The 13,700-nt window shown below is 73.2% G+C and carries 11 protein-coding genes and 1 pseudogene; 8 read left to right on the forward strand and 4 right to left on the reverse strand.

Annotated features, from left to right (window positions below; translation table 11 throughout):
• Nucleotides 1–120 precede the first annotated feature (120 nt).
• Nucleotides 121–498: a helix-turn-helix domain-containing protein gene (locus ACWCRJ_RS00210; protein ID WP_005483412.1), complete on the forward strand. Its 378-nt coding sequence runs from the start codon at nucleotides 121–123 to the stop codon at nucleotides 496–498.
• A gap of 3 nt (nucleotides 499–501) precedes the next feature.
• Here the strand turns inward: ACWCRJ_RS00210 and ACWCRJ_RS00215 are convergent, their stop codons facing one another.
• The gene (locus ACWCRJ_RS00215) at nucleotides 502–1,218 is read right to left on the reverse strand and encodes a polysaccharide deacetylase family protein (RefSeq protein ID WP_450937126.1); all 717 of its coding nucleotides are present in this window, start codon (nucleotides 1,216–1,218) and stop codon (nucleotides 502–504) included.
• Nucleotides 1,219–1,515: 297 nt separating this feature from the next.
• Nucleotides 1,516–2,218: pseudogene (locus ACWCRJ_RS00220) on the reverse strand (glycoside hydrolase); the annotation flags it as partial.
• 653 nt (nucleotides 2,219–2,871) lie between these two features.
• Here ACWCRJ_RS00220 and ACWCRJ_RS00225 point away from each other — a divergent pair.
• From ACWCRJ_RS00225 to ACWCRJ_RS00235, 3 genes are read left to right on the forward strand one after another with little or no spacing between them, the layout of a single operon-like run.
• Nucleotides 2,872–3,999: a sugar ABC transporter substrate-binding protein gene (locus ACWCRJ_RS00225; RefSeq protein ID WP_450937127.1), complete on the forward strand. Its 1,128-nt coding sequence runs from the start codon at nucleotides 2,872–2,874 to the stop codon at nucleotides 3,997–3,999.
• A 22-nt stretch (nucleotides 4,000–4,021) separates the two neighbouring features.
• Complete coding sequence (locus ACWCRJ_RS00230) at nucleotides 4,022–4,798, forward strand: ATP-binding cassette domain-containing protein (protein ID WP_450937128.1); 777 nt, start codon at nucleotides 4,022–4,024, stop codon at nucleotides 4,796–4,798.
• Nucleotides 4,789–6,069 (forward strand): sugar ABC transporter permease, encoded by a 1,281-nt coding sequence (locus ACWCRJ_RS00235; RefSeq protein ID WP_450937129.1) that lies wholly within the window; start codon nucleotides 4,789–4,791, stop codon nucleotides 6,067–6,069. The genes ACWCRJ_RS00230 and ACWCRJ_RS00235 overlap by 10 nt, the downstream gene beginning before the upstream one ends.
• A gap of 41 nt (nucleotides 6,070–6,110) precedes the next feature.
• On the opposite strand, the gene ACWCRJ_RS00240 is transcribed toward ACWCRJ_RS00235, so the two are convergent.
• A complete protein-coding gene (locus tag ACWCRJ_RS00240; RefSeq protein ID WP_450937130.1) occupies nucleotides 6,111–6,719 on the reverse strand; it encodes a TetR/AcrR family transcriptional regulator in 609 nt (202 codons plus the stop codon).
• A gap of 160 nt (nucleotides 6,720–6,879) precedes the next feature.
• Here ACWCRJ_RS00240 and ACWCRJ_RS00245 point away from each other — a divergent pair, with 160 nt between their 5' ends.
• The gene (locus ACWCRJ_RS00245) at nucleotides 6,880–7,992 is read left to right on the forward strand and encodes a patatin-like phospholipase family protein (RefSeq protein WP_450937131.1); all 1,113 of its coding nucleotides are present in this window, start codon (nucleotides 6,880–6,882) and stop codon (nucleotides 7,990–7,992) included.
• Nucleotide 7,993: 1 nt separating this feature from the next.
• Nucleotides 7,994–9,589: an NAD(P)-binding domain-containing protein gene (locus tag ACWCRJ_RS00250; protein WP_450937132.1), complete on the forward strand. Its 1,596-nt coding sequence runs from the start codon at nucleotides 7,994–7,996 to the stop codon at nucleotides 9,587–9,589.
• Here ACWCRJ_RS00250 and ACWCRJ_RS00255 read toward each other — a convergent pair.
• Nucleotides 9,562–9,975, reverse strand: a complete 414-nt coding sequence (locus tag ACWCRJ_RS00255) for a hypothetical protein (RefSeq protein ID WP_450937133.1) — start codon at nucleotides 9,973–9,975, stop codon at nucleotides 9,562–9,564. The genes ACWCRJ_RS00250 and ACWCRJ_RS00255 overlap by 28 nt on opposite strands.
• Nucleotides 9,976–10,187: 212 nt before the next feature.
• On the opposite strand from ACWCRJ_RS00255, the gene ACWCRJ_RS00260 reads away from it, so the two are divergent.
• Both ACWCRJ_RS00260 and ACWCRJ_RS00265 read left to right on the forward strand, forming a co-directional pair.
• Nucleotides 10,188–11,879, forward strand: coding sequence for an FAD-dependent oxidoreductase (locus ACWCRJ_RS00260; RefSeq protein WP_450937134.1), 1,692 nt, complete (start codon nucleotides 10,188–10,190; stop codon nucleotides 11,877–11,879).
• Nucleotides 11,880–12,505: 626 nt separating this feature from the next.
• Nucleotides 12,506–13,660, forward strand: a complete 1,155-nt coding sequence (locus ACWCRJ_RS00265) for a SchA/CurD-like domain-containing protein (protein ID WP_450937135.1) — start codon at nucleotides 12,506–12,508, stop codon at nucleotides 13,658–13,660.
• Nucleotides 13,661–13,700 lie beyond the last annotated feature (40 nt).

The following is a 13,700-nucleotide window of genomic DNA, read 5'->3' on the forward strand; positions in this document are numbered from 1 at the left end:
CTGGTAGCGGATACAGAAGGTCGGCACAGCACGAGAGCCGACAGATGGTGTTGAATTTCCTTCGGGGCCCTGGTGCCGTACGGCACCAGGGCCCCTCGACGCGTTGCACTACGAGGTGACATGACAGCAGATAACCCCCTCAGTGGTCGTCTGGACGACGACGACTACCCCGCGTACACGATGGGGCGGGCCGCCGAGATGCTCGGCTCCACCCCGGCATTCCTCCGCGCCCTCGGTGAGGCCCGGCTGATCACTCCGCTGCGCTCGGAGGGCGGACACCGCCGCTACTCGCGCTACCAGCTGCGGATCGCCGCGCGCGCCCGCGAACTCGTCGACCGGGGCACCCCGATCGAGGCCGCCTGCCGCATCGTCATCCTCGAGGACCAACTGGAGGAAGCGCAGCGCATCAACGCCGAGTACCGCCGCCGTGCGGGGCACGAGGCGCTCGACGGCGAGGTGTCCGGTTCGGTGCCCGGCTCGGTGTCCGGTTCCGGCTGAAGGTCACGGCCGATAGGCGGCGCGGTTGTGGTACGTGACCTTGCCGCTGGGCAGCTTGGCCGGGGCGAAGAGCTGGTCGACGGTCACGAAGTGGAAGTCGCGGGCCTTGAGGGCCTTGATGATGCCGGGCACCGCGTCGACCGTCGTCCGGTGGATGTCGTGCATGAGGACGATGTCACCGGGCTTGGTCTGCGCGTTGACGTACTTGATGAGCCGGGCCGAGTCGCGGTACTTCCAGTCGAGGGTGTCCACGCTCCAGTGGACCAGCGGCCGTCCGGCGGCCGAGCGGACCGCCGCGTTGTGGGCGCCGTAGGGGGCGCGGAACGTGGTGGGCTTCTTGCCGGTCGCCTGCTTGATCGCCGTATCCGTACGGAAGAGCTGCGACTTGATCTTGGCGGCGCTGAGTCTGGTCAGATCGGCGTGGTCCCAGCTGTGGTTGCCTATCTGGTGGCCCGCGAGCGCCGCGGCGTTCATCGTCGACGGGTTTCGCTGGACGTTCGTACCGACGGCGTAGAAGGTCGCTCTGACGTCCCGCTCGCTCAGCAGGCGCAGCAGCCGCTGGGTGTCGGTGACCGGCCCGTCGTCGAAGGTGAGGGCGACGCACTTGACCTTGCGGCAGTCGACGGCCTGGGGTGCGGCCGAGGCGGATGTGGCGGTACCGACCAGTGTGGTGCCGCACAGGGCTGTGGTGATGGCCGAGATGACGAGGCGTCGTTGCATCGGATCCTCCGGTGGCGGGCAACTTCCCGTTTGAGCAGCGGACTTGTCTCGTAAGACGCACGCGACAGGGCCTTGGATGTACACGGGAAGCGGAAGGCCGCATACCGGAGCGAAGCGGGGCTGAGCGGGTCGGATCGGATGAGGGCCGGGCGGGTTCAACGGGCTCGTTCGGAGCGGGTCCGGGCGGGTCGGAGCGGGTCCGTTCGGAGCGGGTCCGGGCGGGTCGGAGCGGGTCCGTTCGGAGCGGGTCCGGGCCGGTCTGAGCGGGTCGGGCGGGTCGGGCGGGTCGGGAAAGGGTCAGCTTTTCGGGCGGCAGTAGAGCGCGTCGGGGGTGCGCGACGAGCCCACGCGGCCCGTGTAGGCGATCCCGGCGGCGTACTCGTGGTCGGCGCACTGCCCCTTGTGGTGACCCTGCGCGAAGTCACCGCCCCTGGGGGTGTCGCCCCGGTTGTCGCCGCGGTCGAACCAGACGGTGCGGCCGCTCGTGCCGGCTAGCGAACCGGGCTGCGCGGGTACGCACAGCGCGGCGGAGACGGCGGCCCCCCGGACGCTGTAGCCGGTGAGGAAGTGGCCCTCGGGGCACTGGAGTTTGGTGTATCCGGACGCCCAGTCGCGGCCCGGCGTGACGTACCGCTCGTCGACGACCACCCTGTGCCCGGCGGCCGGGTCCCACACGGGCCCGCCGGACACGTTCGAGCACAGGCCCCGGTTGCCGGTGTGGCTCAGGCCGACGAGGCGCCGGCCGTCGGGGCAGGCCGCCTTGCGGGCGCCGGGGTCCCAGTCGGGCAGGGCGCGCATCCGGCGCGACGCGACGAAGTCGCCGTGGTCGGGGCTGAGGCATCGGCCAGTCGGTCACCGGGGCCACGCGGCCGGTGCGGCCCTCGGCCCCGACGAGCCGGGTCCACGCGGCCGCTCGCCAGTCGTCACCGTCGTACAGGCCCATGCAGTTGCCCGCCGCGTCCCAGTGGAGCAGGGCCCAGCCGCATCCGACGAGGGGCCACGGTCGCCGTCGGCGTCGACGATCCAGTGGCCCCGTGTGCTGAGCGGTGCCGTCCAGTCGTCCGCCGCGGTCACGGCGGCGGACGGCGGAGCGGCGGACCCGGGAGCGGGTTCCTGCGCCGTCGCGACCGCCGGGGCGTGCGCCAGCGCGGGCGCCAGGGGCAGCAGCAGGAACACGGCGGGGGATTGGTCCAGGCCTTCGGAGGGGTCAGTTACGGCGTCCGGGGCGGCACGGGCCGGGCGAGGGCCGGGCGAGGGCCTGGCGAGGGCCTGGCGAGGGCTTGGTGAGGGCCTGGCGACAGGGGCCCCAGGGGACGCGCAGTGGTTGACCGTGTCGCTCACCCCGGCGCCACCCACCGGGACCACGGCCAGCTCCTGGAGGCACACGGCGGCCGCGCTGAAGTTCCAGTTGTTCGAGGCGTTCACGTCATGCCCTCGCGCACCACGGCAGTCCGCGCCAGCCCCCAGTGGACCTCCGGCCGGGACTCCCTGGACCGCACCGGACCGCACGGACCCCCTGGACTGCACCGGACCGCACGCCCCCCTGGACCGCACCCCACCGGATCGCGCTGGACCGCACCGGCCGCTTGACTACGCTGGATGAGAGCTATCCATAACGGGGTAAGATCGGGCAAATTCCCTAAGGAACATAAAATGGGTCTCGGTGTCGGTCGGTCGGCCGTGAAGCGAAGGTCCCTCAGCCGGGCGGGAGCGGCGGCCGTGGTCGCCGTCGGCCTGCTCCTGACCGGGGCGTGTGGCGCAGACGGAAGCGGCGGGGGCGGCGGGAGCGGGGGTGACGACCTCCAGGTCGGCGTACTGCTCCCGGGCGGCGGAGCCTCCCGGTTCGGACAGTTCGACCGGCCCCTGATCGAGAAGAAGCTGAAGGAGCTGTGCCCGGACTGCCCGGCGGCGACCGTCGCCGCCACGGCCGAACCGGCGGTCCAGCGGCAACAGCTCGACGCCATGATCACCCGGGGTGTGGACGTGCTGATCGTCGCCGCCGTCGACCCCAAGGCGCTGCGCTCCTCGGTCGAGGCCGCGGACCGGGCCGGTATCCCGGTCGTCGCCTACGACCGGCTCGCCCAGGGACCCATCTCCGGCTATGTCACCTTCGACGGGGAGGTCGTCGGCAGGCTCCAGGGCGAGGCCCTCCTCAAGGCCATGGGCCCGCGGGCGGACGGCGGCCAGATCGTCATGATGAACGGCGCCACCACCGACCCCAACGCCGGCTGGTACAAGCGCGGCGCGCTCTCCGTCCTGGAGGGCAAGGTGAAGATCGGAAAGTCGTACGACACCGTCGGATGGCGTCCGGAGAACGCGTACGTCAACATGAGCGGCGCCATCTCCGCCCTGGGCGCGAACAACATCGACGGCGTCCTGGCCGCCAACGACAGCCTCGCCGGCGCCGTGATCTCCGCCTTCGGCGCCAGTGGCGTGAGCCCGCCACCGCCGGTCACCGGCCAGGACGCGGATCTCGCGGCCGCGCAGCGCATCGTCAAGGGCGAGCAGTACATGACCGTCTACAAACCGTTCAAGCCGGCGGCCGACGCCGCCGCCGAGATGGCGGTCGCCCTGGGGCGCGACGAGAGCGTCGACTCCATCGCCACCGGAACCGTCGACAGCCCCACCGACCAGGACATCCCGGCGGTCCTGCTCCCGTCGGTCCCGGTGACGGCCGGCAACATCGAGGACACTCTGGTCAAGGACGGTATGTACACCATCGACCAGATCTGCACCCCGAAGCTCCGGCCCGCCTGCGACAAGGCCGGACTCAGCCCGTGAACCTCATCCAGGAGGTGGCCCGGTGGTTCAGCCCTTGCTGGCCCTGCGCGGTGTGTCCAAGCGCTTCGCCGCCGTCCAGGCGCTGGTGGACGTCGAGCTGGAGATCAGGGCCGGGGAGGTGGTCGCTCTGGTCGGCGACAACGCAGCCGGGAAGTCCACCCTGGTCAAGGTGATCTCGGGGGTCGGTCCCCCCGACCGGGGCGTCATCGAGTGGGAGGGCGCGGCCGTCCAGATCCGGCGCCCCCAGGACGCCCAGCTCCTCGGGATCGCGGCCGTCTACCAGGACCTCGCGATGTGCGGCAACCTCGACGTCGTCGGCAACCTCTTCCTCGGCCGGGAGATCCGCCGGTTCGGCGTCCTCGACGAGGTGGAGATGGAGCGCCGCACCCGCGAGCTGCTGCGCACCCTCTCCATCCGCATCCCCGACGTGCGGGTGCCGCTCGCGACGCTGTCCGGCGGGCAGCGCCAGGTCGTCGCGATCACCCGCTCGTTCGTCAGCGCGCCCCGGCTGCTCCTGCTCGACGAGCCCACCGCCTCCCTGGGCCTCGAACAGACCAACCAGCTCCTCGACCTCATCGAGGAACTGCGCGACCGGGGCACCGGGGTACTCCTCATCAGCCACAACATGGGGGACATCAAGGCCGTCGCCGACCGGATCGCCGTCCTGCGCCTCGGCCGCAACAACGGTCTGTTCAACGTGAGCACGACCTCCCAGGAGCAGATCATCTCCTCCATCACCGGCGCGGTGGACAACACCGCCGAGCATCGCCCCACCGACCCGGAGGAGACATGGCCGTGAGGGGGAGCGGGCGGGGCGACGGCAGCGGACGGGGCGACGGCGGGAAGACGGGGAGTCCGCGGGAGGGCGGGCGCCGGTGGTTCGGCGAGCGCCCCCGCGCGTACGCGCATGCCGTGCGCCGCAGAGTGCACGCGGGTGGGCTGGGTCCGGCGCCGGCCCTGCTCGCCCTCGCCGTCACCTGGACCGTCTTCCAGAGCCTCAACGAGAACTTCCTCTCGCCGCGCAACCTGTCCGTCCTCAGCGTGGAGATCGTCGGCACCGGCATGGTCGCCGTCGGTGTCGTCTTCGTGCTGCTGATCGGCGAACTCGACCTGTCGGTGGGCTCGTTGGCCGGGCTCTCCGGCGCCATGTTCGCGGCGCTGAACGTGAACCACGGCATGCCGGAAGGGCTCGCCGTACTCGTCGCGGTCGGCTGCGGCGCGGCGGCCGGGGCCCTGCACGGGGTCGTCTTCACCAGGATCGGCGTGCCCGCGTTCGTCGTCACCCTCGCCGGTCTGCTGGCCTGGAACGGCCTGATGCTCTATCTGCTGGGGCCGGAGAGCTCCATCAGCTTCAGCGACGACGGGCTGGTCGCCGACCTGACCAGCGTGTCCTTCGGCTCCCCCGTCGTCACCTACGGCCTGGCGGCGCTCGGCCCGGCCGTGTACCTCCTCCTCCGCCTCCGCGACCGCCGACGCCGGGCCGCCGCCGGGATGCCGTACCGGGCGGGGGCCGAGATCTGGGTGCGTACGGCCCTGCTCGCGGTGGTCTCGTTCGCCGCCGTCGCCGTACTGGACCGGTTCGAGGGGCTGCCCCTGGCGCTGGTGATCTTCCTCGGCGTCATCGTCGCCTCGGACCTCCTGCTGCGCCGCACGGTGTACGGCAGGCAGGTCCTCGCGGTGGGCAGCGGTGTGGAGGCGGCCCGGCGGTCCGGCGTCGACGTGGCGCGCGTACGGATCTCGGTGTTCCTGATCTCGGGGACCCTGGCCGCGGTCGGCGGTCTGTTCGTGGCCTCACGGCTCACCTCGGCGACCCAGGTGCCGGGCTCCGGAATGCTGCTGATCAACGCCGTCGCCGCCGCCGTCATCGGCGGCACGAGCCTGTTCGGCGGGCGCGGCTCGTCCTGGTCGGCGCTGCTGGGGGTGCTCATCATCCAGTCGATCGCCTCGGGCATGGCGCTGCTGGGGGTTCAGCCGGCGGTCCAGTTCATGATCACTGGTGGGGTGCTGCTCGTCGCGGTGGTCTTCGACTCGCTGGCCCGCCGCGCGGCGGAATCACGCGCACGGGCCTGACGGCACGCGCGTCACCCGGCCGCGACGAGGGCCCGTGCCGGTCACCCGGCGGTGCGCGGCTCGTCCATCCGCAGGACGAGCCGCAGGGTCTCGGTCAGGACGGCGGTGGGGACGGCCGGGTCGGCGACGCGCTGGACGCCGAGGCCGATGCCCAGGCTGAGGAGGGTCATCGCGGCCCGGTCCGCGGGCATGGCCGCGGTGACGCCCAGCTCCTCGGCGAGCGCGTCGATCAGCTGGGCGAGGGCCTCGCGGATCACGCCGACGCGCGCGGTGATCTCCCGTCGCAGCTCGGCGTCATGGCGCGCGCTCGTGAGGAACTCGACCTCCAGCGTCGTCCAGGCCTCGTCGCCGATGTGGGCCTCGGCCCACCCGGCGAAGGCCGCCAGGCGTTCGTCGATGCCGGCCTCGCCCATGACGGCGGCCGTGAGCAGTGCCAGCTGTTCGGCCCGGATGTCGTCGAGGGCGGCGAGGCACAGATGGCCCTTGCCGCGGAAGTTGGAGTAGACGGCGCCCTTGGAGTAGCCGGCCGTCTCCGCGACGTCGCTGAGCGAGGTGGCGGCGTAGCCGTGGGAGAGGAACAGCTGCCGCGCGGTGGCGACGAGCCGCTCGCGCGTGCGCTCCTGGCTCTCGACGCGGCTGAGGCGGGCCATGTCTCGCTCCCTCTCCCGTCCGGCGCGGTGTACTCGGGAACCTCTCACGGTTCCGCACTCTCCCAGCCCCCGGATCCTAACTCCGCCACGGTCTGTCCGCCGCTTCCGGATACCGCTAGTATCCGGATCTCGTCGGTATCCCGGATGGGCGGAGACCTCAGTGACCGCGCCGAGCACACGCACGACCCCTTCCCGAACGACCCCCTCCCGGGGCCTGGTCCTGGGCTGCGGAGGAACACTCGGCGCGGCCTGGACCACCGGCGCCCTGCACTCGCTCCAACGGGCCACGGGCTGGGACCCGCGCGACGCCGAGGTCCTGGTGGGGACCTCCGCCGGGGCCGAGATCGCGGCGCTGCTCGGTGCCGGTGTCGGCGTGGACGAACTGCTGGCCGCGCAGCTGGGCCGGGAGGACGCCCGTCCGGAACTCCTCCGGCACGTCGCCGCCCCGCCCCGGGCGCTGCCGCCCCGGCCGGCGGCCTTCCCCGGATCGCCCCGGCTGGCCCGCCGCGCGCTGGGCCGCACCGCTCCCGTCCTGGCCGGGCTCTCCGGCCTGCTCCCCCAGGGCCGCGGCGACGCCCGCCGGCTGGCGGCCCTCGCGGACGCGCTGGCCCCTCCCGGACAGTGGGTGCGGCATCCGGCGACCTGGCTGGTGGCCACCGACTTCGACACCGGCCGCCGTACCGTCTTCGGTCACCCGGACACCGCGCCGGTCGCCCTGCGGGACGCGCTCCGGGCGTCCTGGGCGGTGCCGGGCTGGTACCCGCCCGTACGCGTGGGGAGCCGGCGGTACGCCGACGGCGGCATCCTCTCCACCGCCTCCGCCGACCTGCTGGTCCCGAGCGGGCTCGACGAGGTGTACGTCATCGCGCCGATGAGTTCGCGCTTCCCCGGACCGCGCCGGGGGCTCGGCCGGGCGGAGGCACTGCTGCGCCGGGTCATGACCCGCACGCTCGACGCGGAGTGCGCCGCGCTGCGGGCGGCGGGCACCCGGGTCGTCCGCATCGAACCCACCGCCGCCGACCTGGAGGTGATGGGCGGCAACTTCATGGACCCCCGGCGCCGCCCGGCGGTCCTGGAGACCTCCCTGCGCACCACCCGCGCCCTCGTCCGCGAGGCCGTGGAGGCCGTGGAGGCCGTGGAGGCCGTGGAGGCCGTGGAGGCCGTGGAGGCCGTGGAGGCCGTGGAGGCCGTGGAGGCCTCCGACACCGCCACCACCGCCGAGGCCACCGCCGAGGCCACCGCCGACATCACCGACGCCCGGACAGGAGCCTGAGATGCCCCGGCCCGAAGAAAGCCCAGACAGCCCAGACAGCCCAAACAGTCCGGACAGCCTCGACACCCCAGACAGCCCCGAGCGTCCCGCCAACCCCGAAGCCCCCGCGAGCCCGGCCGGGAGCGTCACCCGCGAGACCCACCACGTCGAGGCTCTGGTCATCGGCAGTGGTCTCTCCGGCATCGGCGCCGCCATCAGGCTGCGCGAGGCGGGAGTGCGTGACCTGGTCGTCGTCGAGAAGGCGGACGACCTGGGCGGCACCTGGCGCGACAACACCTACCCGGGCTGCGCCTGTGACGTGCCTTCCGCCCTGTACTCGTACTCCTTCGCACCCAACCCGGAGTGGACGCGCGCCTTCGCCGGCCAGCCCGAGATCCGTGCCTACCTCCGCGCCACGGCGGACGCGTACGGCATCACCCCGCTCATCCGCTACGGCACCGAGGTCACCCGGGCGCGGTGGAACCGGGCGGAAGCCCGCTGGCACGTCGAGACCGGCCGGGACCGCTACACGGCCCGGTTCCTGATAGCCGCCGCCGGGCCCTGGCACGAACCCCGGCTCCCCGACCTGCCCGGCCTGGCCGACTTCCCCGGCGAGGTCTTCCACTCCTCGCGCTGGCGCCACGACCACGACTTCACCGGCGCCCGGGTGGCCGTCGTCGGCAGCGGCGCCTCGGCGGTGCAGTTCGTGCCCGCCGTCCAGCCCGGCGCCGGCCGGCTGCACCTGTTCCAGCGGACCGCCCAGTGGGTGCTGCCCAAGCCCGACCACCCGGTGCCGCGCGCCGAACGATGGCTGCTGCGTAGCCTCCCCGGAGCCCAACGGGCCCTGCGCCGGGCGGAGTACGCGGCGCTGGAGACCCTCGGCGTCGGCTTCCGCCACCCGGCCCTCCTGCGGGCCGTGCAGAAGGTCGGCACGCTCCATCTGCGGGCCACCGTCAAGGACCCGGCGCTGCGGCGGGCGCTGACCCCCGACTACACGCTGGGCTGCAAACGGCTGCTGTTCTCCAACACCTACTATCAGTCGCTGACCAGGCCCAACGTCACCGTGCACGCCACAGCCGTCAGGGCCGTCGAGGGCAGCCGAGTCGTCGGCGCCGACGGCAGCCACGCGGACGTCGACACGATCATCCTGGGCACCGGCTTCCACATCCTCGACATGCCCATCGCCCGTCGCGTGTTCGACGCCGACGGGGCCTGCCTCGACGACCACTGGAAGGGCAGCCCGGACGCCTACCTCGGCACCACCGTCAGCGGCTTCCCCAACGCTTTCGTCCTCCTCGGACCGCATCTAGGCACCGGCCACTCCTCCGCGTACGCGGTCCTCGAAGCCCAGCTCGACTATGTGACGGGCGCGGTGCGGCACTTCCGCTCGGCGGGCCTGACCAGCATGGACGTACGGCCCGAGGTGCAGGCCGCGTTCAACGCCGAGGTGCGGCAGGCGCTGCCGTCCACCGTCTACGACGCGGGCGGCTGCTCCAGCTACTACCTCGACGACAACGGCGTCAACAGCTTCAGCTGGCCCTGGTCCACGGGCCGGATGCGCCGGCGGCTCGCGCGGTTCGACCCCGAGGCCTACGACGTGACCGGTGCCGTCGGCTGAGGCCGCCGCCAGATGGACGCGGCCAGGAAGGACAGGCCCGTGGTCGCGGCGGCGGCCCCCAGCGCCACCATCATGACGCCGATGACGAAGAGGCCGCTGGCGTCGTCGGACCAGTCGTAGAAGGAAGCCACGGTCAGACCGGCCGTGGTACCGACGACGGCGCTCGCGATGTGCCCCCGGGACGCCGCCCAGACCACCGGAACCAGCAGCGTCAGCACCAGGCCGATCACCTGCCACGCCTCGTAGGGGCCGGTCGAGGAACCGTCGGGATGCAGGTCGCGCCGCTGGTCCCAGCCCAGCCAGACGGCCCACATCGTCAGGGAGGCCACCGCCGTCACCAGGGCCGGCAGCAGTGCGGGGACGGATCTCAGCAGTCGTTGGCTCATGACCTCAGCCTGCCGCCGCGCCCTCCGGCCGGACAGAGCACGGGTACTCATCCGCACCCGAGTACCCGAGCGGTCCGCACCCGAGTACCCGAGCCGGCGGGACCTGCCCTCTAAGCGGGTGAAGCCTGCGCTCCGGTGGGTGGTGCGGGGCATGGATGAAGCCCCGGCCGCATCCGGCCGAGTCGGCGGACACGACGCGCTGGAGTTGAGCGATGAACGCGAAGAAACAGAGCCCCGAGCGGACCGATCCCACCGGCGCCGCGACCCACGAGGTCCCGGTCCTGATCGTCGGGGGGTCTCTCGTCGGCCTGTCGGCCTCGGTGTTCCTGGGCCGGCTGGGGGTGCCGCACACGCTGGTGGAGCGGCACGCGGGCACCTCCATCCATCCCCGCGGCCGGGGCAACAACGTCCGCACGATGGAGGTGTTCCGGGCGGCCGGCGTCGAGTCCGGCATCCGGCGGGCCGCCGCCACGCTGGCCGGCAACCACGGCATCCTGCAGACGCCCACCCTGGTCGGGGACGCGGGCGAGTGGCTGTTCAAGGAGATCGACGCGGGCGGCGGACTCGCCCGTTTCAGCCCCAGCTCCTGGTGTCTGTGCAGCCAGAACGACCTGGAGCCGGTGCTGTTCGAGCACGCCGAGCGGCTCGGCGGCGATCTGCGGTACGCCACCGAGATGATGTCGTTCGACAGCGACCCCTCCGGTGTCACCGCGATCGTCAAGAGCCGGGAGACGGGCGAGCACACCACGATCCGCGCGCAGTACCTCATCGCCGCCGACGGCCCCCGCAGCCCCGTCCGCGAACAGCTCGGCATCGGCCAGAGCGGCCCCGGCGACCTGTTCCACAACGTCAGCGTCACCTTCCGCTCACGCGACCTCGCCGAGGTCGTGGGCGAACGCCGCTTCATCGTCTGCTATCTGACGAACCCGGACGCCGACGGGGCGCTGCTGCCCGTGGACAACCGGGAGAACTGGGTCTTCCACCTGCCCTGGCACCCCGAACACGGCGAAACGCTGGAGGAGTTCACCGAGGAGCGGTGCGTCGAGCACATCCGCCGCGCGGTCGGGGTCGCCGACCTCGACGTCCGGATCACCGGCAAGGCCCCCTGGCACGCGGCCCAGCGCGTCGCCCGCGGCTACCGGTCGGGGCGGGTCTTCCTGGCCGGCGACTCCGCCCACGAGATGTCCCCCACCGGGGCCTTCGGCTCCAACACCGGGATCCAGGACGCGCACAACCTCGCCTGGAAGCTCGCGGCGGTCCTCGGCGGCTGGGCGGGCGAGGGGCTGCTGGCCTCGTACGACGCCGAGCGCCGCCCGGTCGCGGAGGCCACCAGTGCCCGCGCCGCCGCCCGGTCGGTCGAACACAGCCACCCCGGTTTCGCCCCGGCCCCCGGCGTCGGCGGCGGCGGGGGCCCGCAGCGCGGCATCCTCAACGTGGCGCTCGGCTACCGCTATCCGCAGGGCGCCGTCCTCGGCACCGACCCCACCGCGCCGGTCGTCCCCGAACGCCTCGACCTGACCGGCGAACCCGGCAGCCGGGCCCCCCACCTGGCGGTACGGCACGAGGGCGAGAGCATCTCCACCCTGGACCTCTACGAACGCTCCCTCGTCCTGCTGAGCGACGCGGACGCCACGGCCGGCGAACCGGGCGACTGGCACGCGGCCGCGCTCCGCCTCGCCGAGGCCGTGTCCGTCCCCCTGGCCTCGTACCGGTTCGGCACGGGGCCCGACGCCGAGCTGACCCCGGAGGGCGACACGGACTGGGCGGCCGCACACGGGACGACGGCCGCGGGCGCCGTACTCGTACGGCCCGACGGGTTCGTGGCGTGGCGGTCGACGGGGGCGGTCCCGGACGCCGAGTCCGCCCTGCGTGAGGCCCTGACCACCCTGCTGGCGACGGCCTGACCCCACCGCACACGGCCGGCCGGCCCCGGGACACCCCGGGCCGGCCGGCCGAGTCATGCGGTGCCCGCCATCGCGTGCGGTGCGCACCGTCGTGCATCGCCGTGCACCGCCGCGGCTCCGCGCCGAACTCGCGCGCCCGGCCGCCTGATTCACCCGCGTGACGGTTCTGCGGAGCGGCCGGCACACGCCGAGCTGACGGCGAATCACATCACGCGGTGCGCGCCCCGGCTGACGAGGCGTCGGCCGTGTCGGCCGTGTCGGCCGTGTCGGCCGTGTCGGCCGCGGGACGAGGGGCCCTGGGCGACGACCACGAGAAGCCCGGGGGCGATCCCCCTACGCGGTGCGCCGCGGGAGGGCCGGCGCGGACCCGCCCGCGAGCGCGGCCCGCCCCCTGCCGGGCGCCGACAGCCGCGTGACCAGCCGCCGTGACCAGCCGCGCGGGGCGGCGGCCCGGCCGGGCACCGGGCGGCATACCACCCTTCACCCGAGCGGCGCAGCGGTCACCCGCGCAGTGCATACGAGTCGCGCGCCGGATGGGGCGGGCTCAGGATCGAGGCACGCCGACGTCACGCCGATCCGGCCGACATACGTCCGTCCCCGCCCCCCACCGAGGAGATGTGCGCAGGATGACCACCACGTCCGAACGTCTTACGGAGACGCTGAAGCGACAGGTGTCGCAGCGGGTCTCCCAGTCCGTCTTCGACGGCTCCCGGCTCCGTGTCGTCCTCCTCGTGGACGTCTACGACGGTGCCCAGCAGCAGTTCCTGGAGGCCTACGAGCAGCTGTGCAACCAGGTCGCCTCGGTGCCCGGACATGTCAGCGACCAGCTGTGCCAGTCCATCGAGAACCCCTCCCAGTGGCTGATCACCAGTGAGTGGGAGTCCGCCCCGCCGTTCCTCACCTGGGTGAACAGCGAGGAACACGTGGACATGGTGAAGCCGCTGCACAACTGCGTCCGGGACACCCGCTCGCTGCGCTTCCACATCGTCCGCGAGACCGGCGGGCCGGCCGTGGCGGCCGAGACCGGCGAGCGCCGTCTGCAGACCTCCCCGCGCATCGGTGACGGACTGATCCGGCACGCGCTCACCTTCACGGTCAAGCCGGGCAGCGAGGAGAAGGTCGCCCGGATCCTCGCCGACTACGCCGCGCCGGAGCCGAAGGTCGACGACACCACCCGGCTGTGCCGCACGTCCCTGTTCATGCACGGCAACCGGGTGGTCCGGGCCGTCGAGGTCCGGGGCGACCTGCTCGCCGCGCTGCGGCACGTCGCCCGGCAGCCCGAGGTGCGGGCCGTCGAGGAGGCCATCAACCCCTATCTGGAGCAGGACCGGGACCTCGACGACCCCGACTCCGCCCGGGTCTTCTTCACCCGCGCGGCTCTCCCCGCCGTCCACCATGTGACGGCCGGGCAGGAGAGCCCGGACGCGGTACGGCACGCGCTGTACTACCCGGCCCGCGAGGGCTGCGGTCTGCGGCTGGCCGAGCTGCTCGCCCGGCAGGACGAGGCGGCGGCGGACGACCCGCAGGGGCCGGTGCTGCGCAGCACGATCTTCCAGCGCGACGACATCGTGGTGCGCCTGGTCGACGTGCGCGGCGGCATCGACAACGATCCCGGCCCCGTGCTCGGTCTCACCGACCGCGCCCGCGCGAAAGAACTGACCGCGCTCCTGGACGGCGGCGCCCTCGGCGCGGACGGCACGCCGAGGGACGGCGCCCCCGCCCGCCTGCTCACGGTCGCCCGCATGGAACTCGTCACCGACCGCCGGGCGCCCGACGCCTGATCCCCCCGGAACCCGGGGCCGTGCGGCCGCGCCGCACGCC

The sequence above is a fragment of the Streptomyces sp. NPDC002324 genome (assembly GCF_053593335.1).